The organism is Flavobacterium sp. KACC 22758 (assembly GCF_028736135.1).
Taxonomy (GTDB): Bacteria; Bacteroidota; Bacteroidia; order Flavobacteriales; family Flavobacteriaceae; genus Flavobacterium; species Flavobacterium johnsoniae.
Window position 1 is genome coordinate 1,561,170 of the sequence record NZ_CP117878.1, and the last position, 23,364, is coordinate 1,584,533.

The window sequence follows — 23,364 nt, forward strand, 5'->3', positions numbered from 1 at the left end:
AACCTAAAAAAAAAAGAGATTGTTTCACTTGTGCGAAACAATCTCTTTTTGGTTTGAGATTTTACTTAGAAACTCTGCATCTAAGAACCTTAGTAACTTAGTAGCTTAGCATCTTAGCCCTCAGAACCTTAAAATATAATGAAGTATTAACTGTTTAATCGTTTGTTAAATCAGAAACGTATAAACGAGTTAGATACCGAAAAATACTCGTGTGTATTCGAAACATTTATATAGATTAGAGTACATGTACACACCGTTTTTTAATACTATGTGGCTTAATTTTTCCATGATGTAAAATTTAAGTTTAACAATTACTCTCTAGATGGTTCATATTGTAATGATTCTTCTTCATCTTCAGAAGCATCATTTGAAGATTCGCTTGGTTTTGAAACCATATTGGTAACAATAAGCTGTACGATTGATCCTAAGATTCCTTTAAACATCGAATCGCCTTTACCCACAATAAATCGTTTGGCAACATAACCAATGGCAATACTAATGGCAGATTGTGCCAGGTGGCTTTTAAAACCAACAGTTTCGTTGATTTCTTCAACCGTATTCCTGATTAGGTTAATAGGCTTTAAATTCTCTTTAAGATCGTCTATATGGTCTTTAATCGCGCACCATTCTGTATCCTGGCGGTCTTCTAACAGTTTTATTCTCTGATTTAATTCATCAATAGTGTAAATAGGCTCCATAATAGTCTGGTTAGTTATTAATTGGTTTTAAATCAGTTTTTATTTTTCTTTTAGAATGCTCGATATAATCGAATTTCCAATAGGAGTTTTTATAAGCCTGTGATGCGATTTGTGCACTATAATGGCAACAATTAAATAGAAAAGCGCCATGATAAAAAAGCCGAAATAATATTCTCCCAGTTCTTTCCCTATCCATAAACTTAAACCAATATTAAGGAATAAGGTAAAAAATGCAACAACAATACCGACTGCTACCTTTGATGCTAATGATGATACACCATCAGCAACTGAACATACGGTTTTAAGTTTTAGTAATTCTAAACTTGTTTTTGTATAGTTTTCAGCTTTTTCATAAAGATTCAAATTCTCGTTTGTTGTTGCATTTGGTTCCATGATATTGGTATTTATGGTTTGAAAAAATCACTTTGTATTTTAGTAGTTCGATTTTACAGTTTTAGCTTCATCTTTAACTGTATTGAAATCATCTTTTACCTGATTGAATTTTGCTTTTCCTTCTTCGATGATTTCTTTACCATTTGAAGTGATTGTGCTTACAATACCATCAAATTTAGTTTTGATATTATCTCCGTAATCTTTCGATTTATCTTTGATTTTTTTTCTTGTGTTTGAACCTTTATCTGGTGCGAATAATACTCCTAATAATGCTCCTGCTGCAGCCGCTGCTGCAAAACCTAAAATTGTGCTAGATGCTTTCATAATATTTGATTTTTAATAGATTAATATATTTATTTAATGTTGATTCGATTTTTTAAACTTCTCGTCCTTTGATTAGTCTTAGTAATACTGCAATTATGGCAATTACCAGCAGAATGTGAATAATACTTCCAAAACTGTAAACAAAGAATCCAAGAGCCCACAGAATAACAAGTATCACTGCGATGGTATACAATAAGTTTGACATGGTTTTTTATTTAGTGGGTTAGTAATTCAGTTTTTTTTAGTTTAGCTTATACGAAAGGTATATTGACAAGTTGCTGTTTTTTGCATCTGGAACAGTATAAGTAGTTCCTAAAACAGTTCTTTCTTTTCCAACAGTAGTAAGACCGTAGTTATAACGTACTCCAATGCTTATTGGGTCAAAATCTACACCTACACCGGCAGCAATACCAGCATCAAATTTGTTAAGATCGTCTCTGTCAATTTCCTGATCAAAACTAACATCACCGTCTCCGGTTACTTTAGAGCTTACCAGGTAAGAAGCATATCCACCGGCATGAATATTAAAGTTTTTAGTAATGTTAACTCTTACTAAAAGAGGAACTTCGATGTAATTTAATTTGAATTTAGTCGATCCGCTTGCAAAAGCATTGTTGTATTCAAATTCAGCACCTTTTGTTGTAAATAAAACCTCTGGCTGAATGGCAACAAAATCAGAAATTGGTAATGTTGCATAAACACCGGCATTAAATCCGTATAAGATATTATTGTCATCTACATCATCACCGCTTCCGTATAGATTAGACATATTAAATCCTCCTTTTACACCAAACTCGGTATTTACATTATTGTCCTGAGCGTGCAGCATTCCAAATGAAGCTGAGATAAAAAGTGTTAAGGCGCATAAAAAATTTGTTTGCATTTTCATAATAAAATAATTTAGTTAGTAATCTGGGCTTTTAAATAATTCTCTTTTTTAATTTTTTTTAATTTTATTTTTGATTTGTGCTTCGGTTTCCCTTAGTAAATCAAACTGTTCAGGTAAATACTTCAATACTAATTTTAAAATTATTTTATCGTTGGTTTCTTTCGAAACGTTTTCTAATAACTTAATCTGCTCTTCGAGGCATTTTTTCATTGAATTCAAATAAACCCGATCAAAATTTGACGAATTAGCGGTAATCAATTCGTAAGTATCTCTTCTGTGTGATGCATTTATTTCAGAAATGATAAGCAGTTTTTTGTTTGCTAATTCTGTTATTTCCTGCAGCAGGCGATTTTGATTGTTTTCGATTTTTTTACCTAAAATCACTATTGAATTTTCTGAACTTTTTTGTTGTGCAATTTGACTTTTTGAAATAATAGTTTTTCCAATATTTGCCGTTTCAATAAAAAAGAAGGCTATTGTTTCTTCTTCTTCATTTTTTGTAAAAGCTTCGTTTTTCTTAAATGTATTTTCTATCGAATTATTTTTTTTGCATGATGAAACACAAATTATAATTAATAAAAAGAGTACTTTGAAGATTACTTTTAGTACGGGTCTTGCTTTCATTATTACTTCATAAAGTATTACATTACAAAGATGCTAACGAATGAAACATTTTGCTTTACAGCATAAAAAAGAAACGTTATATAATTCCCATAAAGAATTTATATAACGTTTTAAGATGTAGTGTTTTAAGGGCTTTCCGCAGTTTAATCAGGAAGAAATATGGTAAAAACCGATCCTTTTTCCGGTTCACTATCGGCCATAATATAGCCTTTATGGTTGTCTACGATTTTCTTACAAATCGCCAGTCCAATTCCGGTTCCCGGATAATCAGTTTTAGAATGCAGACGCTGAAACAAAATAAAGATCGTTTCCTTAAACTGAGGATCAAATCCCATTCCGTTGTCTGTAAAAGTTATTTTATGAAACTTCTTAATATTCTGGTCTAAAATTTCCGGATAATCTTCGGCATTTACTTTTACACTGTCAATAGAAATGGCAGGTATAGTATTAGGTTTGCTGTATTTTAATGAATTTCCAATCAGGTTGATGAAAAGCTGTTCTATTTGATACGGAATAACCGAAAGCTTAGGAAGTTTTGTTGCCATGATTACGGCGCTTTTTTCTTCGATAATTTCTGTTAGTTCAGATTCTGCATTTTCCAGTAATTCATTTAAATTGGTTTTAATGAATTCCTTTTTCGTGGTATTGGTTCTCGAAAACAAAAGTAAATCATCAATCAGCACACGCATTCTTTTTGCCGAAACTTCAATTTTTGAAATGTAATCTCTTGCACTTTGTGACATAACTGCTTTATCGGCATCAGAAACTCTTGAAATAAAAGTCTGAATTTTTCTAAGCGGTTCCTGTAAATCATGACTCGCAACGTGGTTAAAAGAAGCCAGTTCTTTATTGCTTTTTTCAAGTTCTTTATTACGTTCCTGCAATTCGATATTCAACAAATGTTCATCAGTAATATCAAAATTGATTCCCAGTAAAATTTTACTTCCCTGCTGATCTGTCAATAATTTCCCTGTTGATTTAAAATATCTGATTTGATGATTAGGAAGCAGTATTTTATAATACACAAACGGAAGCTGTCTGTTATTGATTATTCCTTCAATGGAATTTGAAACTGTTTCTTTATCATCCGGATGAACAAAATCTAAAAAAGTTTCTTTTACAGGAACAAATGCTCCCGGTTCATGACCCAGTAAACGAAATTGATTGTCTGAATAATCGATTTTATTGGCGTCTAAATCCCATTGCCAGGTACTGAATTTACCAATCGCTTCCGATTCGGCAATTAATCCGTTTGAAATTAAAAGTTTTTTATTGAAGACTTTTAAACGCTGGAAATCTTTACTGATTTGTCTGTAAGCCAGTAAAATAAAAAATAATGCGGTTAAGAATAAGGAAATCGAAAATAACGGACTTAATGAAATTTCGTCATCATAAATTTTAAGCCTGTTTTTAAGATACGTTTTTTCGATATCGTTCATTTCGTCTACTTTAAAACGAATGTTTTCCATCAAAATTCGTCCCCCAAACATATGATTGTCTAGTTTTCGTTTATCATATGTTTTGGGATCGCTGTATTTTAGGCAATTTTCAAAAGAAACAAAACGCTGGATAATGAGTTTAAATAACTTTCGAAGATTTTCCTGCTGTACGGGATTGTCAGCAGTTAGTTTTTTTAATGTTATAAACGACGTATTTACTTTGTCTCTCGAATAAATATACGGAGTTAAAAAACGTGCGTTTCGTGTAATAATATAACCTCTCTGACCGGTTTCAGCATCTTTTATTGCCGACATTAAACGTTCGAGCTGAATGTTTATTTCGTAAGTATGCATAACCAGCTTACTCGATTCGTTCAAGTCCTGATTATGTTTATAGGCAATAGAAGAAAGAAATAACAGAATGAAAACTGCGATTACAAAAATAACTCTCAAAGAGTTTGAAGAATTAAAATTTGGTATCCATTTCATTGGTATACTATTATTTTTATTTTAGTCGGAGCAAGAAATTATCACGGTTTAAACCAGAAGTGTGATAGTGCCAGTTTACGGTCACGACTTCATTAATTATTTTTTTAAGCGTATTAAAATCGCTTGGCTTTTTGATATAAATATTAGCTCCCTGAATAAAGGTGTCTTCAATATCTTCCTCAGATGAAGAAGTAGAGTAAATTGCAATAATTATATTTTTAAGATGCTCCGTTTTTTTTATTTCAATTAAACATTCTTTACCGGTTTTCTTTGGCATATTTAAATCCAGAAACAAAATATCCGGCAGTTTATTGTCAGAATTCATTAAATGATCCATTAACTGCATTCCATCGTGAACAAATTCTACGTTGGTTTGTATTTTAATTTCTTCAAAAGCATCCTTAAAAAAAAGACGATCGTCTTCATCATCATCAGCCAGTAATATATTTAATGCGTTTTTTTGCATTTTAGTGTGGTATTTGGGTTTTTATTTTAAATTTTCTCTTCGTTTCTTAATTATTCTCTGAAATGCCGACGGCGTGATTCCGGTCGTATTTTTAAATTGTGTACTTAAATGTGCAACACTAGAATAATTTAGTAAGAATGCGATTTCAGTTAAACTCATTTCGTTGATAATAATTAATTGTTTTGCTCTCTCGATTTTCTGTAAAATGATGAAATTTTCGATGGAAGAATAGGTAACTTCTGAAAACACATTCGATAAATAACCATAACTATGGTTTAGTTTTTCGGCAAGAAATACAGAACTTTTGTAATTGTTGCTGTCTTCCATAAAAACAAGTTCGATTATGGCGTCTTTTATTTTTTGAACTAATACACTTTTCTGATTTTCAACTATTTCAAATCCACAGGGACTTAGATTATTTTTTAAAGTTTCGAGTGCTTCAGCATCAATATTATCATCAATTTCAATTTCTCCAAAACCCAGACTGGTAAAATTTATATTATTTTGTTCCAGATTTTGTTTTAGATAAAGTGAGCAAATGGTGTTAATGTCAAACTTTATAAATAGTTTCATTTTATAGAAAATTTTGGTTAAAGATAATTAATTTATTTGTGGTTACCGCGTTTAATGTTTTTAAAATATATGTTAAACAGAATAGAAAATACTTATTTTTTCAAAAAAATACCGTCTAATATTTTGTTACTAGACGGTATTTCCCTGATTGAGTCATAAGAACTACAAATCTGATAGAATCTGATGAAATTCCTCTTTCGTTTTTCCCAGTTTTTGCTGAAGTCTTCCGTACATTTCGTCTTCTTTTCCTTCAGCAAACATTAAATCATCATCTGTCAGTTCAGCATATTTTTGCTTAAGTTTTCCTTTTAACTCATTCCAGTTTCCTTTTATCTCTGTAGTATTCATGATCGTGTTTTTTGTTTGTTATTAATAATAATGTAAAATTGCAATTTGTATTTTGATTACGTTTTACATCAATTTTCACTAACGCTGCATAATTCACATTTTGTTATTTTTTATACCTGATAACGGCGTAAAACCCATGCCATTTTTTCGTGTTCCTGTAATAAACCCGTAACAAAATCAGCAGAACCTGCATCGTTTGTTTCATTTTCAAAAACCGGAATATAGTCTCTAAATTCAGTAACCAGCTGCTCGTGGTTTTTTAAAAGTTCTTCCAGCATATGTTTTTGTGAAGCATATTCTTTTGGAGATTCTTTAAGAGTCGAATTTTCGATAAACTCTTTCATTGTGCCAATAGTTTTTTCGCCAAGCTGGCTGATTCTTTCGGCAACTTCATCAATATTTGCTTCTAAAATTCGGTATTGATCTTCAAACAATTTATGTAATTCCATAAAGCTGTTTCCGGAAATATTCCAGTGAAACTTTCTCGTTTTTACATAAAGTGTCATTTCGTTAGATAAAATAGTGGCTAATATGGCAGAACTCTTTTTTAAGTTAGCGGCAGATATTCCGATATTTGGAGTCATAATTGTGTTTTTTTGGGTTCATATCAAAATTATAAATACAAAAAAGTTTTTTTCTTACACAATTTTTGAAAGATGTTACATCAATTCTATGTTTCCGTAAAGTTTAATGATTTCAATATTGTAGTTTTGCCGCCAGTTCAAACTCAAAACTCAAATTTTAATGAAAAAACAATTACTTATTTTATTCTTATTTATTACCTCTTTACAAGCCGATGCACAATCCTATATGGGATATTTTCATGACAATTACGCAGGAGTTCAGAGTGTACTTTTTAACCCGGCTTCTATTGCCGATTCTCGTTTTAAAACAGATATTAATTTGTTTTCTATAAGTGGTTCTGTTCAGAACGATTTATACGGTGTAAAACTTTTTGATGTTTACAAAGACGGATATGATTTTGACACGCAGTCAAAAATGAGTCCAAAGAATGCTAACAACGGTCTGGTAAATTTTGATATTATGGGACCGTCGTTTATGTTTAACATTGCGCCAAAACACACTTTGGCAGTATTTACAAGAGCAAGATCAATTGCTAATGTAAACAAACTTAACGGGTTTCTTGTAGATCAGGTAAAAGACGGTTTAGACCAGTCGAGTAACTTTAATTACAATTTAGGAAGTCCAAACGCAGCAGCAAATGCGTGGGGAGAAGTTGGTATTTCTTATGCAGCAGTTCTATACCAAAACAACCAGCATTTTTTAAAAGGAGGTTTAACTGCAAAATATCTTCAGGGCGGCGCAAATGCTTATGTTAAAGGAAATAATGTAAGTGTGGCTTATCTTGAAAATAAGGCAAATCCTAAAGCAGGATCTTTAATTTCAACTGGAGAAATTTCGGTAGGAGGAAGCCAGGATTGGGAAAATAATGAAGATTATGATTTTGATGCAGCTTCACGCGGATTTGGTTTTGATTTTGGTTTGGTTTATGAATGGAGACCAGATTACGAAAAGTATGATGTTAGAAATGCAAAACCTGCAGATAACAACTTTAGAGATCTAAACAAATACAAATTACGTTTCGGGTTATCTGTAACTGATATTGGTTCTATCAACTACAAGAACTCAAAAATTGATACTTATAATGTAAATGGAGTTGTTACGCAGCAAATGATTGATGATGCTGATGATTTATATGAATTCTTAAACGATCATTACACTAAAGTTTCAAGCTCAAAAGGTGTAAAAACAAACTTGCCAACAGCTATTCATGCTGATGTTGACTGGAATATGCACAATAAATTCTATTTGAATCTTAACGGAGATATCAGCATGGTATCTGAAAATAAATTAAATTCATACGGAATTGCAGACAGAGTTACCTTAACGCCTCGTTACGAAAGCAGATGGTTTAGTTTTTATGTACCGGTGACGTACATGGAATACAGCGGTATGCAGGCAGGAGCAGGTTTACGTGCTGGAGTCTTCTTCATTGGTTCTGGATCTATTTTGAGCAATTTAGCTTCTAAAGATTCAAAAGGAGCAGATTTTCACTTAGGAATGAAAATTCCGGTTTACGAAAAACAATTTAAAGATACAGACGGAGACGGGGTAATTGACAAACAAGATGCTTGTAGAAAAGTTGCGGGTCCTGTAGAAAATAATGGATGCCCTTGGCCGGATACTGATAAAGACGGTGTTTTTGACAAAGACGATGCTTGCCCGGATGCAGCAGGTCCAAAAGAAAACAAAGGATGTCCGTGGAAAGATTCTGACGGAGATAGTTTATTAGACAATGTAGATGCATGTCCGGCCGTTGCAGGTCCTGTAGAAAATAAAGGATGTCCATGGCCTGATACAGACGGCGACGGAATTTTAGACAAAGATGATGCATGCCCTAATGAAGCAGGATTGGCAGAAAACAAAGGCTGTCCGAGTTTAGATGCTGATAAAGATGGTGTTTTAGACAAAGATGATGACTGCCCATTAGTATACGGACCAGCAGATAATAAAGGCTGTCCTAAAGTTACCAAAGAAACATTGGCACAATTGAAAATGGAAGCAAAATCAATTTTCTTTACAACAGGAAAAGCGACTTTGAGCGATGCTAAAATGGGAGAAACGTCTGGAAGATTAGACGCTATTAAAGAAATCCTGAAAAACTATCCAAATGCTAAATTTGCTATTAACGGACACACAGATAATGTAGGTAATGCAAAAGTAAACCAGAAATTGTCTGAGCAGAGAGCAAAAGTAGTAATGGATCTTTTAATAGAAAAAGGAGTAAATCCTGCTAACTTAACTTCAAAAGGTTACGGAGCTTCAAAACCAGTAAAATCAAATAAAACAGCTTCTGGCAGAGCAGAAAACAGAAGAACAGAAATTGTTTATTTAGGCAATTTATAATCTGTACATAATATATACCCAAAAAGCCATTCTTAATTGAGTGGCTTTTTTTATTTTTGCATACTTTTTAAAAAGAATTATTTCTTTGAAACAGAAGTTCTAAAAAAATAATATGACAACACAACAACTACACGAACAAATTCTTCAAAAAAAATCATTTTTATGCGTTGGCTTAGATCCTGATTTAAGCAAAATTCCAGCCCATTTATTAGAAACCGAAGATCCTATTTTCGAATTCAACAAAGCTATAATCGATGCTACTCACGATTTAACAGTTGGCTACAAACCTAATACAGCTTTCTTTGAAGCTTATGGAATAAAAGGATGGATGTCTCTGCAAAAAACGATCAATTACATCAACGAAAATTATCCTGATATTTTTACGATTGCCGATGCAAAACGCGGTGATATTGGAAATACTTCAAGTATGTATGCAAAAGCTTTTTTTGAAGATTTAAATTTTGACAGTGTAACCGTTGCTCCTTATATGGGAAAAGATTCTGTTGAACCTTTTCTTGCTTTCGAAAACAAACATACCATAATGTTGGCACTGACTTCTAACGAAGGCGCTTTCGATTTTCAGACTTTAAATACAAACGGAACAGAATTATACAAACAAGTTTTGGAAACTTCTAAAACTTGGAAAAACAGCCAAAATTTAATGTATGTAGTGGGTGCTACAAAAGCAGAATATTTTGCTGACATAAGAAAAATTGTTCCGGACAGTTTTTTATTAGTTCCGGGAATTGGCGCTCAGGGCGGAAGTTTGTCTGAAGTATGCAAATATGGAATGAATGATAAAATTGGACTTTTAGTAAATTCTGCGAGAGCTATTATCTACGCTTCAAAAGGTACTGACTTTGCTGAAAAGGCTAGGGAAGAAGCTTTGAAAGTACAGCAGGAAATGGCTGAGATTATTGGTTTAAAGTTTCAGGTTTAAAGTTTCAAGTTTACTTTGAACATAATTTAACCGCAAAGTTCGCTAAGATTTACGCCATGAACGCAGAGTTATTTTCTTTGCGTGCCTTTGCGAAAAACCTTTGCGAACTTTGCGGTTAAATACACAACAATAACTTTAAACGTAAAACCTGAAACAAATAAAAAATGAAACAGTTAAAAGATCAAATAGGAAACGTTCATTCTTTTGAAACTGCTCCAAAACGAATTATTTCGCTTGTTCCTTCCCAAACCGAATTATTATATGATTTAGGCTTAGAAGAGAAAATCATCGGAATTACGAAGTTTTGCGTTCATCCGTTTCATTTTAAATCTACCAAAAAGATTGTAGGCGGAACGAAGAAAATTCACTTCGAAAAAATAAAACTTCTTGAACCGGATATTATTATTTGCAATAAAGAAGAAAACACAGAAGAAATTGTAAACCAATTAAAGGAAATTTGTCCGGTTTGGGTTACGAATATTGTTTCTATAGAAGATAATTTTCAGATGATTTCAGATTTCGGCCAGTTGTTCAATTGCAGAACTGAAGCCCAAAAATGGAATGATAAACTGACTTTCGCCTTGAGCGATTTCAAAAAATACATTCAGGATATTGAAATCAAAAAGGCAGCTTATTTTATTTGGAAAGATCCGTATATGGTTGCAGGAAATGATACTTATATAAATGAATTATTAAAGCTGAATCATTTTAAAAATATCTACGAAGATAAAGGACGTTATCCTGAAATTGAACTCAAAAAATTGCGTTTAGAAGGTGATCCTGATATTGTTTTTCTTTCGTCAGAACCGTATCCTTTTAAAGAAGAAGATGCTTTTGAAATAGGAAGATTTACGCATCACGCCAAAACCATTTTCGTCGATGGTGAAATGTTTTCCTGGCACGGCAGCCGATTGTTAAAGGCTTTCTCGTATTTTAAATTACTTCACGAGAGACTAAAAAATTAATTAAATGAATTTCTAAACTCTAAAGGAGAAACTGTGGTTTTACTTTTAAAAAGCTTATTAAAAGATTGCGGATATTCAAAACCTAATTTATAAGCAGTTTCACTTACACTCAGGGTAGTTGTGGTAAGAAGTTCTTTGGCCTTTTCAATAATTTTATTGTGAATATGATGCTGTGTACTTTGTCCGGTAAGTGAACGCAGCATATCGCTGAGATAATTTGGCGTAACATTTAATTGTTCTGAAATATACGCGACAGTTGGTAATCCTAATTTCTCAACTTTGTCACTTTCAAAATATTCAGAAAGAAGAATTTCCAGCTTATTTAAAAGAGTATTGTTTGCATTTTTTCGGGTAATAAACTGTCGGTTATAAAAACGATTGCAATAATTAAGAAGCAGTTCAATATGCGAAATCATTACATCTTGGCTGAAAGCATCAATAGAAGACAGATATTCTTGTTCGATATTCTGCATAATTCCTGTAATCATTGTTTCTTCTTTTTCTGAAAGATGCAAAGCTTCATTAACAGCATAAGAAAAATAACCGTACTCTTTTATTTTTTTTGACAAAGCATAATTCTGAATAAAATCAGGATGAATTACTAACATTGAGCCATATACAGAAGAATCCATTGGCACTTCTGTCGAAATAATCTGGCCCGGCCCCATAAATGTCATGACTCCTTCATCAAAATCATAATAATTTTGGCCGTATCTCATTTTTCCCTTAAATCCTCTTTTGATCGAAATCGTATAGAAGTTATAAATCACACTCTTTAGATTATTATCAAAATGACAACTTATGTCTCTCAGATTTACAAAACTTACCAAAGGATGATCTGGTTTTGGAATTCGTAATAATTGATGTAATTCTGAAATAGAGGTAATGTTATACGGAGTATGATCTTCTTTCTTCATGGCTTTAGGTTTAATACAGGAAAAGCTGTCATAAAGATAACTTTTCCTGTAGATTTTTTTTCTGATTTTTTATAGATTAACAGATTTCATTCCAGATTCATCATAACGATTTCCGGTAATTGTTCCAAGAGGAATAATGTTTTCTAATCTGTTCAATTCTTCAGTAGTCAGGACAAGCTGAGCGGCCTCGATATTTTGCTCTACATATTTTACTCGCTTTGTACCTGGAATGGCTAAAAATCCTTTAGAGGCAACCCATGCCAAAGCCAATTGCGAAGCAGTAATTTTTCTTTCGTCGGCGATAAGTTTTATTTCATTCAAAAGTTCAATGTTTTTATAAAATTGTTCTCCTTGAAAACGAGGAATTGTTCGTCTAAAATCATTTTCGGCTAAGTCTTGCGGATGTTGTATTTCTCCCGAAATAAAGCCTCTTCCCAAAGGTGAATAAGCTACTACACCAATTTGAAGTTCTTCTAATGTTTTTATAATTCCGTCTTCTTCAATGCTTCTTTCAAAAAGGGAATATTCACTTTGAACTGCCGTTAGAGGGTGAATGTTGTGTGCTTTTCTAATGGTTTCAGAAGAAACTTCAGAAAGACCAATATAACCAACCTTTCCTTCTTTTACCAAATCAGACATTGCTTGAACTGTTTCTTCTATTGGAGTATTAGGATCAACACGGTGCAGGTAATATAAATCGATATAATCTGTTCCAAGATTTTTAAGAGAACGTTCTACGGCTTTTTTTACATATTCTTTTTTGCCATTAAACTGCCAGGTAAGTTCTTCATTGTCATTAATCTCAAAACCAAATTTTGTAGCAATGATGTAAGCGTCACGATTTCCTTTTATAGCTTTAGAAATCAATCTTTCATTTGCCAGCGGACCATACAAATCTGCTGTATCTAAAAAATTACCCCCTAATTCAAGTGAGCGATGTATTGTTTGTATAGATTCAGTTTCGTCTGCTTTACCATAAATATCATTTCCTGCAATCTGACTCATTCCCATGCAGCCTAAACCAATATTGGGCACAACAAGTCCCTGATTTCCTAAATTAACTTTTTTGATAGTACTCATAATTACTGTTTTAATTTTAAATCAAAATTGATTTAGCAAAGATCCATCAGTATTGCTTTTATAAAGTATCTAAATCTCGTGTAGTTGTATCCAAAATGAGCCAATGTTTAAAAGATTGTGTTTTTTACCGCAAAGAGCGCAATCCCGATAGCTATCGGGAACGCAAAGTTCGCAAAGTTTTTTACACAAAGCTTTGCGAACTTTGCGTTTTATACTAAACCTCTTGAGTAAAAAAGCTTTGCGCTCTTTGCGTTAAAATATGCTCAAAGTAAAGCAACCTGAAACAAAGAAAACATGAAACCTGAAACTAAACTTATATAAAAAAAGAATGCCGACATCTCGAAGACGCCGGCATTATTTAACTAACCAAAACCAAAATAATAAATAACCAGTTTATTACATTACAAATGTCCGACATATATCAATCTTATGCTGTTAAGATCTTGTTATTACTTTGTTGGATATAAGTTAATGTTGAAAAGATTGATTTTTTTTACCGCAAAGAGCGCAATCCCGATAGCTATCGGGAACGCAAAGTTCACAAAGTTTTTAAGGCAAAGCTCTGCGAACTTTGCGTTTACACAAAACCTCTTGAGTAAAAAAACTTTGCGTTCTTTGCGTTTTATACAAAAACTCTAAAGTAAAAAAACTTTGCGCTCTTTGCGGTAAAATATGCTCACAGTAAAGCAGCCTGAAACAAAGAAAACATGAAACTAAACTTATATAAAAAAAGAATGCCGGCATCTCGAAGACGCCGGCATCATTTAACTAACCAAAACCAAAATAATAAATAACCAGTTTATTACATTACAAATGTCCGACATATATCAATCTTATGCTGTTAAGGTTTTGTTATTACTTTGTTGACCATAAGTTAAGATTTTTGGTTTTAGAAAGATGGCGCATTTTGACCTTGAAGTAATTCCAGAAAGAAGAATGCATAATGTATGGTGTTCATGAAGTAAATGCTTTTAATGACTCTGGATTGGCAATTGCAGCCAGATAAAAAGGTGCAAAGGTTCTGAGATGCTAAGGGACTAAGTTTCAGAATTATTTAAATAATAAACCCGAAAGGTTTTTAAAACCTGTCGGGTTTGCTTTTTATATTGAATTAGCTTAGAGGGACGTTTAAAGAAAACCTTAGAAACTTAGTATCTTAGAACCTCGGCAGCTTAAGAAAAAACAACTGTCTTATTACTGTAAACCATAGTTTTTCTTTCTGAATGTAATTTTATAGCTCTTGCCAGAACAATGCGTTCTAAGTCACGGCCTTTCATGATAAAATCTTCAACAGAGTGAATATGAGAAACTCTGGCAATATCCTGTTCAATAATCGGACCTTCGTCTAATTCTTCGGTTACGTAGTGGCTTGTTGCCCCAATAATTTTTACTCCGCGTTTAAAAGCTGAGTGATAGGGTTTAGCGCCCGGAAAAGCAGGTAAAAATGAATGGTGGATATTGATAATTCTATTTTCATAAAGTTCAATCAATTTTGGTGTAATAATCTGCATATAGCGCGCCAGAACAATAAAGTTGATTTCATATCGCTTTAATAGTTCAATTTGTTTGGCTTCGCCTTCTTCCTTATTGTCTTTTGTAAAAGGCACACAATGAAACGGAATATCAAAACGTTCTGCAATCGATCTTAAATCATTGTGGTTGCTAATGATAACCGGAATTTCTACGTTTAATTCGCCCGCGCTGTATCTTCCTAAAATATCAAACAAGCAATGATCGTATTTAGAAACAAACAAAGCCATTTTTGGTTTTTGTTCCTGATTGTACAAATCCCATGACATATTAAAATCAGCAGCCAGGGTTTTATCAAATTCTTCTTTTAAGCTTTCAATGGTAATTTTATGATTGGCGAATTCGCATTCCAATCGCATAAAAAATACATTTTGCTCCACATCAACGTGCTGGTCGATGTACGTAATATTTCCTTCTACTCTTGCAATAAAAGTCGTCACTGCAGCAATAATACCTTTTTGGTCTTTACAGTGAATAAGAATGGTTATTTTTTGCATTTTTGGTTATTGATTAATCGGTTAATCGTTGATTTGTTTAACCGTTTAATTGTTAATCATAAAATCCGATTACACAATTAAACGATTAAACAGTTAAACAACAAAAACTATTTTCCGTCCTGCATTGCAAAAACGCTTTTTAATAAAGGCGTTGTTCTTGCACTGATATTGTTACGGATTTCTTTTTCTTCAACAGCAATCATTTTAAAAACACCAGATAAAGCCTGAGTTGTTGTGTAATCAGTTAAATCTGGATTTACTTTTTTAACTAATGGAATTGTGTTGTATTTGTTTATGATTTTTGTCCAGACTACATCTGCACCTACTTTTTCAAATGAACTTTTAATTACCGGATTAAATTTTCCGTATAAAGCAGTTGTGGTGCTTCCTTGTAAATAAGTTGTTGCAGCACTGTCGTTTCCTAATAAGATATTTTTAGCATCTGTAAACGACATATTTTTTACAGCCGAAACAAATATTGGAGTTGCTTCTTTTACCGCATCTTCGGCAGCGCGGTTCAGCATTTTAATTCCTTCATCAGCAAGAGAACTCAAACCTACTTTACGTAAAGTGGCATCAACTTTTTGTAATTCTTCCGGCATTAAAATCTTTACAGCTTCATTTTTATAAAAGCCGTCTACAGCTGTTAATTTACTCACTTGTACAGTAATTCCTTTGTTAAGGGCTTCTTTTAGTCCAGAAGCAATATCAACGCCTCCAACTCCCGGAATCTGAGATGAAAGCTGAGGTAATTGATTTAGAGTTTGTTGTACCTGCGCACAAGAAGTAAGTGAAAATGTTACGGCTAATAGTAAAATCTTTTTCATTAGTAGGGGATTTGTTTAAGTTTCAAAAATACTACTTATTCAAAAACAAAGCCACAATTTTATTTAAAGCGAACTAACATTTTGTTGTAAACTTAACATCACAAGTTTTAGCCGCTTAGAATTTCAATTTCTTGACAACTTATCTAGGGCCAAGCCATTCGAATAGTATAATCCCAATACGTTTTGCTTGAAATGTATTCAGGCTGTAACTGCATTATTGGTCTATTAGCAGCATCAAAATATCGAACACGAATAATTTTTTCTTTCGAATCATCTTTCATTTTGATATTTCCTTCGGCATCATCAATTAGTTTCTTTTTCTTTAAGTACAAATCAGGTTTTTCAATTGTGAATTCTGTTACGGCTTCTCCTTTTAGTTTTAGATTACAGCCAATTAAATCGCCATTGCTGTCAAGAGATTCAATTCTTCTTAAATAATTATTTTCATAATAATAGATTTCAAAAGCAATGCTGCATACTCCTTTTTGAAGTTTGTTATCAGACAATCTAAAACGAAGTATTTGATTTTTTTGATTTGTAAATTCAATAGAACCATTTCCCTGAGCATCCACATCGTTGCGCAAAACTCTTACAGGTTTTGAGAATTGTTTAATTTGATCAATATAAACTTGGTAATTTCCCGCAGATTGTGCAAATGAAGAAACGCACAGGAAAAGCCCGGCTAATAAAAAGAAAAGGGATTTCATGAGATTTTGATGATTTTTTCGAATTGATAATTTAATCAACTTTCTGTAACGTCCCTAGCAATAGCGGCCAATTTATCTGCCGAGTATAGAATTTTCTGTCGCATTTCACCTTCATGTTTGTATGCACAGCTTTCTATAGAGCTATATAAATCAATAAAGACATTGGCCAGATTTAGAGGGACAGATTTACTCTCTTGAATTATTGGCTTTAGATCACTTAATAATGAACATGTTTTTTCGAATTTGTTTTTATCAAAACCTTTGTTGCTACATGTTGTTTCGTTAAAGTCTAAGAAAGCCTCAATAAATGATTCATATTTATTCATACACAATTTTAAAATCTATTTCTGCAGTAAATCTATTTCTTCTTCGGTTTTTTCAATGTAAACAGTTAGTTCACTGTATTTCCATTTTCCTCTTTTTTCTGCTGTAACAAATAAAGTTCCTTTTCCTTTTGGGCCCTTCAGCGGAATTTGTAAATCGCATTCGCCTGTACTATTGCTTGTGCTGATATTGCCAGAAACCATTCCGTCAGTTTCTATTGGACTTCCCAGTTTTTCAATTACTAGTTTATTGTTTTGAGCTGCTGCCATAGATTCTTTATAAGCATCAGAATCTTTCATCATTGAAGTAACGCCAAAAAATATTCCGGCAATGAAAAGGCCAAAAAGAGTAAGAAGACCTAAACATCCGGTTGGAACGAACCATTTCCAGTTTCTGTCCCACCAATTTTTTTGAGGCTGATGATCGTTTTGCATAGTTAAAAAGGCTTAGTTTAGAAAATTTTATAAGCCCGAAATATACAATTATTCTTCTTAATCTTAGAAGTTAATTATCTGATAAAAAAAGATTTTAATTGTATTTTAAAAATTCTATATCAGGATTGTAAGCGGGCTTATTCTGGTTTAATTCATCAAGAATAGCCTCTGTGTAATCTTTTCCGCCTTTTATTAAATAATACAAAGATTTCACGACATAGACTGGCCCTAATGGGAACATTTTCCAGCTGACGGTTAAATTTAAAAAGAAGTGTTTTAAGGCATATTTAAACGTATTTTCTTCGGGACGAACAAAATAAATATTAGAACGTTTAAATTTTTTAAAAAGTTTTGAAATAGTATTCGGAAAAACTACAAATCGTCCGCCCTGTTGTACTAATACGTTTATTTCAAACATTGTTAGACCTTCTGTATTATTGGTTTTCATGGCTAAAATTTTTGCAAAGTTCTAAAAAAGTAAACCATTTTTTTGCTCCTAAAAGTTTTAAAAATAATAAATTAAGGTTAATTTTTAGGAGAAAAAAAATCGGAAACCCAACTAAATGAGTTCCCGATTTATTCTGTATTCTGAATAAATTAATTGGCCGTAAGAGCAGTCTGCGGAGTTAACTCAGCATCTTTTTCATAAACATCCTGAAAGAAACCAATTTCACCGTTTTCATTTACCAAAGAGGTAAAATAAGTGATATAGATTGGCACTTTTTTAGAAAGTTTAAAACTGCTTTCTACTTTACCTTCCATAGCTTTATCAATTTTTGCCTGAGTCCATTCAGGATAATCTTTCAGCATGGCAACGGCTAATTCTTTTGCCATTTTTACGTTAATACAACCGTGGCTGAAAGTTCTTTTTTCGAAATCGAATAAAGTTTTAGATGGCGTATCGTGCATGTAAATATCGTCTGAGTTTGGAAACATAAATTTAACCAAACCTAAAGAGTTATCCGGACCTGGTTTTTGTCTTACCTGACCATTTACCATTTCCATATTTTTTTCTGCAAGGTAATTTGGATCTGCAGCGATTTTAGATCTTAACTCATTTTGAACAATACTCTGCGGTACTGTCCAGTACGGACTAAAAACGATTCTGTCAATCTGCCCGTTAAAAATGGTAGTTTTAGTTAAAGGAGAACCAACAAAAACGCTTGATGTTAATTCTATTTTTCCGTTTTTAACATAGATCAATTCATACGAAGGCACATTTACCAGAACATATTCGTCATTGTTGACTAATTCTGGAGAAATAGCACGTATTCTTTCCATGTTTAGCATTAAAGTTTTTACTTTATCCGAAACCGGAATATTCATTTCTTTAATATGTTCTTCAGCTAAAATATAATTTGGTTTAAAACCGTTACGAACTTTGTATTTCATAACGCCGTCCATTAGTTCACGATCATAAAAATCGCTTTTAGAATCTTGTTTTAAATCGCCCAATAAATACAAACGGGTTCTAACCTGTGCGATAGTAGGTGAAACAGCATCAGGTCGCAAATCTTTATAAGGAGTTTCGGCTACAATAGGTTTCCATTTACTTGATTTTTCAAGTTTTTTGTATTGTTTTAAAACACCTTGCAGTTTGTAATATTGGTCATAAAGATTACCATCGTCTTCAACTTTTGCAGTAGCTTCTTCAATTGTACTGTAGTTTAAAAAATCTTTCAGCATGGCATCATAAGGCAATTTTTTCTTATCTGAATTGCTTTTTTTGGCGTATAGAACATACAAGGAGCTTAAAAGCATATCAGCATCAGTTTTAGAAATGTTATTTTCTGATGAAGAATCAAAAAGCTGGTCGATTTCTTTTTGGTATGGAATAACCAAATCATTTGTTTTTTTTGCTTTTTCATACAATACAGAACCAAATTCGTTGATTTCGTCTTCATCAAACCAAATAGTTCCCAGAGTTCTGTTTTTGTATAATGACATTACTTCAGATTTATACTTTTTTAAATCAGTATATTTTTTGAAGAATTCATTTGAAACGCTTTCTTTTACAGCATCATTATCAGAATTGTAAAAGATTGAGGTGTTAGATGTATGCTCTTTAGTATCGGTGCTTTCATATTTACTAAAAGATACGACGCTAAAACTTAGAGCTAAAATAATGCTTAGTGAATATAAAGTTTTCATTTTCATTTAAATTTTTACGTTACTACTTAGATTTCAAGTTTTGGGTAAAAATCTGGGGCCTTTTCTACATTGCTAAATTACTTTAGGAAGCGGCGAAACATGTTTATTGATTTTATTTAAATGTTGCGAAATTGCCATGTCTTTAAGCTTTCTTTAACTATATCAGCTAGTTAGCGAAATTGTTACCCTATAAGTCAACGAAATCGATATATTTTGGAAAACATAAATAGAGAAGTATAAACAAATATTAAAATATTTTGTAAATTGGTCGCTTAAAATTATCATATTCATAAAATGGAACAGCAAATACCATATATTCCTAAAAATAAAGTAAGAATTGTCACAGCAGCTTCGCTTTTTGACGGACATGATGCAGCCATTAATATCATGCGCCGTATCATTCAGTCAACAGGTGTAGAGGTAATACATTTGGGGCATGACCGAAGTGTAGAAGAAGTTGTAAATACCGCAATTCAGGAAGATGCCAATGCAATTGCAATGACCTCTTACCAAGGCGGACACAATGAATACTTTAAATATATGTATGATCTGCTTCGCGAAAAAGGAGCGGGACATATTAAAATCTTCGGAGGCGGAGGCGGTGTAATTCTGCCAAGCGAAATCGAAGAATTACATGAATATGGTATTACAAGAATTTATTCTCCAGATGACGGACGTTCTTTAGGACTTCAGGGAATGATTAATGATTTAGTACAGCGTGCTGATTTTCCTATTGGAGATAAACTAAACGGAGAAATTGATCATATCGAAAATAAAATTCCAACAGCAATTGCACGTTTGATTTCTTCTGCAGAGAATTTTCCTGAAATTGCAAAACCTGTTTTTGATAAAATTCACGAAAGCAATGCGAGTTCTAAAATTCCGGTTTTGGGAATTACAGGAACAGGAGGAGCAGGGAAATCATCTTTGGTGGACGAATTGGTTCGCCGTTTTTTAATTGATTTTCCAGAAAAAACAATCGGATTAGTTTCTGTCGATCCTTCAAAAAGAAAAACGGGAGGAGCGCTTTTAGGAGACAGAATCCGTATGAATGCCATAAATAATCCTCGTGTATATATGCGTTCGCTGGCGACACGTCAGTCAAATTTGGCTTTATCTAAATATGTAGCTGAGGCGATTCAGGTTTTAAAAGCCGCAAAATACGATTTGATTATTCTGGAAACTTCAGGAATTGGTCAGTCTGATACCGAAATTATGGATCATTCTGATGTATCCTTATATGTAATGACACCAGAATTTGGAGCAGCAACGCAATTGGAAAAAATCGACATGCTTGATTTTGCCGATTTAGTAGCTTTAAATAAATTTGATAAACGCGGCGCACTTGACGCCCTGCGCGATGTAAAAAAACAATATCAGAGAAACCATAATCTTTGGGATAAAAATCCTGATGAAATGCCGGTTTTCGGAACGATTGCTTCGCAGTTTAACGATCCTGGAATGAACACGCTTTATAAAGCGATTATGGATAAAGTGGTTGAAAAAACCGATTCTGATTTGAAATCGACTTTTGAAATCACTAAAGAAATGAGCGAGAAAATCTTCGTAATTCCGCCGGGAAGAACGCGTTATTTATCTGAAATTGCAGAGAATAACAGATCTTATGACGAAATAGCACTTTCGCAGCAAAAAGTAGCACAGAAATTATACGGAATTTTCAAAACCATAGAATCGGTTTCTGGGAAAGTTCCGCAAATTAATAAAGCTGGAATTGACGATTCCACAGTTTTACCAAGCGGAATTGCTGAACATGACGAGAACAGAATCTTTTTAAATCTTTTACTGAATCAATTCGATAAAGTAAAAATGGACTTAGATCCATACAATTGGGAAATTATCCTGAATTGGGATGAAAAAGTAGCGAAATATAAAAATCCGGTTTACTCGTTTAAAGTTCGTGATAAAGAAATCAAGATTGCAACGCATTCTGAAAGTTTATCGCATTTACAGATTCCGAAAATTGCTTTGCCTAAATATGAAGGTTGGGGCGATATCTTGCGTTGGAATTTACAGGAAAATGTTCCTGGCGAATTTCCGTTTGCCTCGGGATTATATCCGTTTAAACGCGAAGGCGAAGATCCGTCGAGAATGTTTGCGGGCGAGGGCGGACCAGAAAGAACCAACAAACGTTTTCATTATGTAAGTGCAGGAATGCCTGCAAAACGTCTTTCGACCGCTTTTGACAGTGTAACTTTATACGGAAACGATCCAGATTTACGTCCGGATATTTACGGAAAAATTGGAAATGCGGGAGTTTCAATCTGCTGTCTGAATGATGCTAAAAAACTATATTCAGGTTTCGATTTGGTTCATGCTTTAACTTCGGTAAGTATGACCATTAATGGGCCTGCGCCAATGCTGCTAGGTTTCTTTATGAATGCCGCAATCGATCAGCAATGTGAGATTTACATCAAAGCCAACGAATTAGAAAAAGAAGTTGAAGCCAAAATCAACCAATTATACAAAGAAAAAGGAATCGAAAGACCGAAATACCAAGGCGAACTTCCTGCTGGTAACAACGGTTTAGGATTAATGCTTTTGGGTGTTACCGGAGATCAGGTTTTACCTCAGGAAGTGTATAATGATATAAAAGCCAAAACGTTATCGCAAGTTCGTGGAACGGTTCAGGCCGATATTTTAAAAGAAGATCAGGCGCAGAATACTTGTATTTTTTCAACCGAATTTGCTTTGCGATTAATGGGCGACGTTCAGGAATATTTTATTACTAAAAACGTTCGTAATTTCTATTCGGTTTCGATTTCAGGATATCATATTGCCGAGGCGGGAGCAAATCCAATTACGCAATTGGCATTTACGCTTTCAAATGGTTTCACTTACGTGGAATATTATTTGAGCCGAGGCATGAACATCAACGATTTTGGTCCGAATTTATCGTTTTTCTTCTCCAACGGAGTAGATCCAGAATATTCGGTTATTGGTCGTGTGGCACGTAAAATTTGGGCAAAAGCCATGAAAAATAAATACGGAGCCAACGAAAGAGCACAAATGCTGAAATATCATATTCAGACATCTGGACGTTCGTTACACGCGCAGGAAATTGATTTCAACGATATTAGAACAACTTTACAGGCTTTGTATGCGATTTACGATAACTGTAATTCATTGCATACCAATGCTTACGACGAAGCGATTACAACGCCAACAGAAGAATCTGTACGTCGTGCTATGGCAATTCAGCTGATTATCAATAAAGAATTAGGTTTGGCGAAAAACGAAAACCCAATTCAAGGTTCATTCATCATCGAAGAACTGACTGATTTAGTTGAAGCTGCGGTTCTTCAGGAATTCGACAGAATTACAGAAAGGGGAGGAGTTCTTGGCGCAATGGAGACCATGTACCAGCGTTCTAAAATTCAGGAAGAAAGTTTGTATTACGAAACTTTAAAACACAACGGCGATTTCCCAATTGTAGGTGTAAATACGTTCCTGAGTTCAAAAGGTTCGCCAACCGTAATTCCGGCTGAGGTTATTCGTGCAACCGAAGAGGAAAAACAATATCAAATTACAATGCTGGATAATCTGCATCAATTTCACGAAGCAAAAGTAAACGAGCATTTAAATACGTTACAGCAAGCCGCTATTAAAAACGAAAACTTATTCGATCATTTAATGGAAGCGACAAAGGTTTGTTCTTTAGGTCAGATTACTTCGGCGTTGTTTGAGGTTGGTGGGCAGTATAGAAGGAATATGTAATTTTTTTGATTTTTAATGATATGGAAAACCTCTCAAGATTTTGGGAGGTTTTTTTTTGGTCTCATATTTTTATAATCTGATTTTAT

The 23,364-nt window shown here is 33.4% G+C and carries 24 protein-coding genes; 4 read left to right on the forward strand and 20 right to left on the reverse strand.

The window, feature by feature from the left end; genetic code table 11:
* Positions 1-311 precede the first annotated feature (311 nt).
* The 11 genes from PQ462_RS06640 to PQ462_RS06690 all read right to left on the reverse strand — a co-directional run bounded on the left by PQ462_RS06640 (position 312) and on the right by PQ462_RS06690 (position 6,827).
* Positions 312-698, reverse strand: coding sequence for a hypothetical protein (locus PQ462_RS06640; protein WP_012024377.1), 387 nt, complete (start codon positions 696-698; stop codon positions 312-314).
* A 39-nt stretch (positions 699-737) separates the two neighbouring features.
* The gene (locus tag PQ462_RS06645) at positions 738-1,091 is read right to left on the reverse strand and encodes a hypothetical protein (protein ID WP_274252840.1); all 354 of its coding nucleotides are present in this window, start codon (positions 1,089-1,091) and stop codon (positions 738-740) included.
* Between the two features lie 39 nt (positions 1,092-1,130).
* The gene (locus tag PQ462_RS06650; RefSeq protein WP_012024379.1) at positions 1,131-1,415 is read right to left on the reverse strand and encodes a YtxH domain-containing protein; all 285 of its coding nucleotides are present in this window, start codon (positions 1,413-1,415) and stop codon (positions 1,131-1,133) included.
* Between the two features lie 52 nt (positions 1,416-1,467).
* Positions 1,468-1,620 carry a lmo0937 family membrane protein gene (locus PQ462_RS06655; RefSeq protein WP_111365189.1) on the reverse strand — a complete coding sequence of 51 codons (153 nt, stop codon included), beginning with the start codon at positions 1,618-1,620 and terminating at the stop codon, positions 1,468-1,470.
* Positions 1,621-1,656: 36 nt separating this feature from the next.
* Entirely contained in the window at positions 1,657-2,304 is a 648-nt protein-coding gene (locus tag PQ462_RS06660) for a porin family protein (protein WP_274252841.1), read from the reverse strand.
* Between the two features lie 48 nt (positions 2,305-2,352).
* Positions 2,353-2,928, reverse strand: a complete 576-nt coding sequence (locus PQ462_RS06665) for a DUF4142 domain-containing protein (RefSeq protein WP_012024381.1) — start codon at positions 2,926-2,928, stop codon at positions 2,353-2,355.
* A 143-nt stretch (positions 2,929-3,071) separates the two neighbouring features.
* Positions 3,072-4,856: a sensor histidine kinase gene (locus tag PQ462_RS06670; protein ID WP_012024382.1), complete on the reverse strand. Its 1,785-nt coding sequence runs from the start codon at positions 4,854-4,856 to the stop codon at positions 3,072-3,074.
* Positions 4,857-4,872: 16 nt separating this feature from the next.
* Positions 4,873-5,322 carry a response regulator gene (locus PQ462_RS06675; RefSeq protein ID WP_012024383.1) on the reverse strand — a complete coding sequence of 150 codons (450 nt, stop codon included), beginning with the start codon at positions 5,320-5,322 and terminating at the stop codon, positions 4,873-4,875.
* Between the two features lie 21 nt (positions 5,323-5,343).
* Positions 5,344-5,895, reverse strand: a complete 552-nt coding sequence (locus tag PQ462_RS06680) for a helix-turn-helix domain-containing protein (protein WP_012024384.1) — start codon at positions 5,893-5,895, stop codon at positions 5,344-5,346.
* A gap of 162 nt (positions 5,896-6,057) precedes the next feature.
* Positions 6,058-6,243, reverse strand: a complete 186-nt coding sequence (locus PQ462_RS06685) for a CsbD family protein (RefSeq protein WP_012024385.1) — start codon at positions 6,241-6,243, stop codon at positions 6,058-6,060.
* 110 nt (positions 6,244-6,353) lie between these two features.
* Positions 6,354-6,827 (reverse strand): Dps family protein, encoded by a 474-nt coding sequence (locus tag PQ462_RS06690; protein WP_121361819.1) that lies wholly within the window; start codon positions 6,825-6,827, stop codon positions 6,354-6,356.
* A gap of 160 nt (positions 6,828-6,987) precedes the next feature.
* Between PQ462_RS06690 and PQ462_RS06695 the strand changes: the two genes are divergently transcribed.
* The 3 genes from PQ462_RS06695 (at position 6,988) to PQ462_RS06705 (ending at position 11,076) form a co-directional block, all read left to right on the forward strand.
* A complete protein-coding gene (locus PQ462_RS06695; RefSeq protein ID WP_274252842.1) occupies positions 6,988-9,171 on the forward strand; it encodes a DUF5723 family protein in 2,184 nt (727 codons plus the stop codon).
* A 112-nt stretch (positions 9,172-9,283) separates the two neighbouring features.
* Positions 9,284-10,111 carry an orotidine-5'-phosphate decarboxylase gene (gene pyrF / locus PQ462_RS06700; RefSeq protein ID WP_274252843.1) on the forward strand — a complete coding sequence of 276 codons (828 nt, stop codon included), beginning with the start codon at positions 9,284-9,286 and terminating at the stop codon, positions 10,109-10,111.
* Positions 10,112-10,275: 164 nt separating this feature from the next.
* The gene (locus tag PQ462_RS06705) at positions 10,276-11,076 is read left to right on the forward strand and encodes an ABC transporter substrate-binding protein (protein WP_274252844.1); all 801 of its coding nucleotides are present in this window, start codon (positions 10,276-10,278) and stop codon (positions 11,074-11,076) included.
* Here PQ462_RS06705 and PQ462_RS06710 read toward each other — a convergent pair.
* The 9 genes from PQ462_RS06710 to PQ462_RS06750 form a co-directional block, all read right to left on the reverse strand.
* Positions 11,073-11,993 (reverse strand): helix-turn-helix domain-containing protein, encoded by a 921-nt coding sequence (locus PQ462_RS06710; RefSeq protein ID WP_274252845.1) that lies wholly within the window; start codon positions 11,991-11,993, stop codon positions 11,073-11,075. The genes PQ462_RS06705 and PQ462_RS06710 overlap by 4 nt on opposite strands.
* Before the next feature lie 69 nt (positions 11,994-12,062).
* Positions 12,063-13,073 (reverse strand): aldo/keto reductase, encoded by a 1,011-nt coding sequence (locus PQ462_RS06715; RefSeq protein ID WP_274252846.1) that lies wholly within the window; start codon positions 13,071-13,073, stop codon positions 12,063-12,065.
* A 1,172-nt stretch (positions 13,074-14,245) separates the two neighbouring features.
* Positions 14,246-15,100 (reverse strand): formyltetrahydrofolate deformylase, encoded by an 855-nt coding sequence (gene purU / locus PQ462_RS06720; RefSeq protein ID WP_073409610.1) that lies wholly within the window; start codon positions 15,098-15,100, stop codon positions 14,246-14,248.
* Positions 15,101-15,207: 107 nt separating this feature from the next.
* Positions 15,208-15,927 carry a DUF4197 domain-containing protein gene (locus PQ462_RS06725; RefSeq protein WP_274252847.1) on the reverse strand — a complete coding sequence of 240 codons (720 nt, stop codon included), beginning with the start codon at positions 15,925-15,927 and terminating at the stop codon, positions 15,208-15,210.
* A 143-nt stretch (positions 15,928-16,070) separates the two neighbouring features.
* Entirely contained in the window at positions 16,071-16,634 is a 564-nt protein-coding gene (locus tag PQ462_RS06730) for a hypothetical protein (RefSeq protein WP_274252848.1), read from the reverse strand.
* A gap of 35 nt (positions 16,635-16,669) precedes the next feature.
* Positions 16,670-16,960, reverse strand: coding sequence for a hypothetical protein (locus PQ462_RS06735; protein WP_274252849.1), 291 nt, complete (start codon positions 16,958-16,960; stop codon positions 16,670-16,672).
* Positions 16,961-16,975: 15 nt separating this feature from the next.
* The gene (locus PQ462_RS06740; RefSeq protein WP_274252850.1) at positions 16,976-17,392 is read right to left on the reverse strand and encodes a cytochrome c oxidase assembly factor Coa1 family protein; all 417 of its coding nucleotides are present in this window, start codon (positions 17,390-17,392) and stop codon (positions 16,976-16,978) included.
* 94 nt (positions 17,393-17,486) lie between these two features.
* The gene (locus PQ462_RS06745) at positions 17,487-17,840 is read right to left on the reverse strand and encodes a hypothetical protein (protein ID WP_274252851.1); all 354 of its coding nucleotides are present in this window, start codon (positions 17,838-17,840) and stop codon (positions 17,487-17,489) included.
* A 149-nt stretch (positions 17,841-17,989) separates the two neighbouring features.
* Positions 17,990-19,543, reverse strand: a complete 1,554-nt coding sequence (locus tag PQ462_RS06750) for a L,D-transpeptidase family protein (RefSeq protein WP_274252852.1) — start codon at positions 19,541-19,543, stop codon at positions 17,990-17,992.
* A 294-nt stretch (positions 19,544-19,837) separates the two neighbouring features.
* On the opposite strand from PQ462_RS06750, the gene PQ462_RS06755 reads away from it, so the two are divergent.
* Positions 19,838-23,278, forward strand: coding sequence for a methylmalonyl-CoA mutase family protein (locus PQ462_RS06755; RefSeq protein ID WP_274252853.1), 3,441 nt, complete (start codon positions 19,838-19,840; stop codon positions 23,276-23,278).
* Positions 23,279-23,364: the final 86 nt, after the last annotated feature.

What these genes read in the sequence shown, in the direction of transcription:
- PQ462_RS06670 (WP_012024382.1), bottom strand. Translation starts at nt 4,856, where the DNA reads ATGAAATGGATACCAAATTTTAATTCTTCAAACTCTTTGAGAGTTATT.
- PQ462_RS06755 (WP_274252853.1), top strand. Translation starts at nt 19,838, where the DNA reads ATGGAACAGCAAATACCATATATTCCTAAAAATAAAGTAAGAATTGTC.
- PQ462_RS06655 (WP_111365189.1), bottom strand. Translation starts at nt 1,620, where the DNA reads ATGTCAAACTTATTGTATACCATCGCAGTGATACTTGTTATTCTGTGG.
- PQ462_RS06745 (WP_274252851.1), bottom strand. Translation starts at nt 17,840, where the DNA reads ATGAAAACCAATAATACAGAAGGTCTAACAATGTTTGAAATAAACGTA.
- PQ462_RS06750 (WP_274252852.1), bottom strand. Translation starts at nt 19,543, where the DNA reads ATGAAAACTTTATATTCACTAAGCATTATTTTAGCTCTAAGTTTTAGC.
- PQ462_RS06725 (WP_274252847.1), bottom strand. Translation starts at nt 15,927, where the DNA reads ATGAAAAAGATTTTACTATTAGCCGTAACATTTTCACTTACTTCTTGT.
- PQ462_RS06660 (WP_274252841.1), bottom strand. Translation starts at nt 2,304, where the DNA reads ATGAAAATGCAAACAAATTTTTTATGCGCCTTAACACTTTTTATCTCA.
- PQ462_RS06695 (WP_274252842.1), top strand. Translation starts at nt 6,988, where the DNA reads ATGAAAAAACAATTACTTATTTTATTCTTATTTATTACCTCTTTACAA.
- pyrF (WP_274252843.1), top strand. Translation starts at nt 9,284, where the DNA reads ATGACAACACAACAACTACACGAACAAATTCTTCAAAAAAAATCATTT.
- PQ462_RS06675 (WP_012024383.1), bottom strand. Translation starts at nt 5,322, where the DNA reads ATGCAAAAAAACGCATTAAATATATTACTGGCTGATGATGATGAAGAC.
- PQ462_RS06680 (WP_012024384.1), bottom strand. Translation starts at nt 5,895, where the DNA reads ATGAAACTATTTATAAAGTTTGACATTAACACCATTTGCTCACTTTAT.
- PQ462_RS06705 (WP_274252844.1), top strand. Translation starts at nt 10,276, where the DNA reads ATGAAACAGTTAAAAGATCAAATAGGAAACGTTCATTCTTTTGAAACT.
- purU (WP_073409610.1), bottom strand. Translation starts at nt 15,100, where the DNA reads ATGCAAAAAATAACCATTCTTATTCACTGTAAAGACCAAAAAGGTATT.
- PQ462_RS06640 (WP_012024377.1), bottom strand. Translation starts at nt 698, where the DNA reads ATGGAGCCTATTTACACTATTGATGAATTAAATCAGAGAATAAAACTG.
- PQ462_RS06665 (WP_012024381.1), bottom strand. Translation starts at nt 2,928, where the DNA reads ATGAAAGCAAGACCCGTACTAAAAGTAATCTTCAAAGTACTCTTTTTA.
- PQ462_RS06685 (WP_012024385.1), bottom strand. Translation starts at nt 6,243, where the DNA reads ATGAATACTACAGAGATAAAAGGAAACTGGAATGAGTTAAAAGGAAAA.
- PQ462_RS06690 (WP_121361819.1), bottom strand. Translation starts at nt 6,827, where the DNA reads ATGACTCCAAATATCGGAATATCTGCCGCTAACTTAAAAAAGAGTTCT.
- PQ462_RS06715 (WP_274252846.1), bottom strand. Translation starts at nt 13,073, where the DNA reads ATGAGTACTATCAAAAAAGTTAATTTAGGAAATCAGGGACTTGTTGTG.
- PQ462_RS06735 (WP_274252849.1), bottom strand. Translation starts at nt 16,960, where the DNA reads ATGAATAAATATGAATCATTTATTGAGGCTTTCTTAGACTTTAACGAA.
- PQ462_RS06710 (WP_274252845.1), bottom strand. Translation starts at nt 11,993, where the DNA reads ATGAAGAAAGAAGATCATACTCCGTATAACATTACCTCTATTTCAGAA.
- PQ462_RS06740 (WP_274252850.1), bottom strand. Translation starts at nt 17,392, where the DNA reads ATGCAAAACGATCATCAGCCTCAAAAAAATTGGTGGGACAGAAACTGG.
- PQ462_RS06730 (WP_274252848.1), bottom strand. Translation starts at nt 16,634, where the DNA reads ATGAAATCCCTTTTCTTTTTATTAGCCGGGCTTTTCCTGTGCGTTTCT.
- PQ462_RS06650 (WP_012024379.1), bottom strand. Translation starts at nt 1,415, where the DNA reads ATGAAAGCATCTAGCACAATTTTAGGTTTTGCAGCAGCGGCTGCAGCA.
- PQ462_RS06645 (WP_274252840.1), bottom strand. Translation starts at nt 1,091, where the DNA reads ATGGAACCAAATGCAACAACAAACGAGAATTTGAATCTTTATGAAAAA.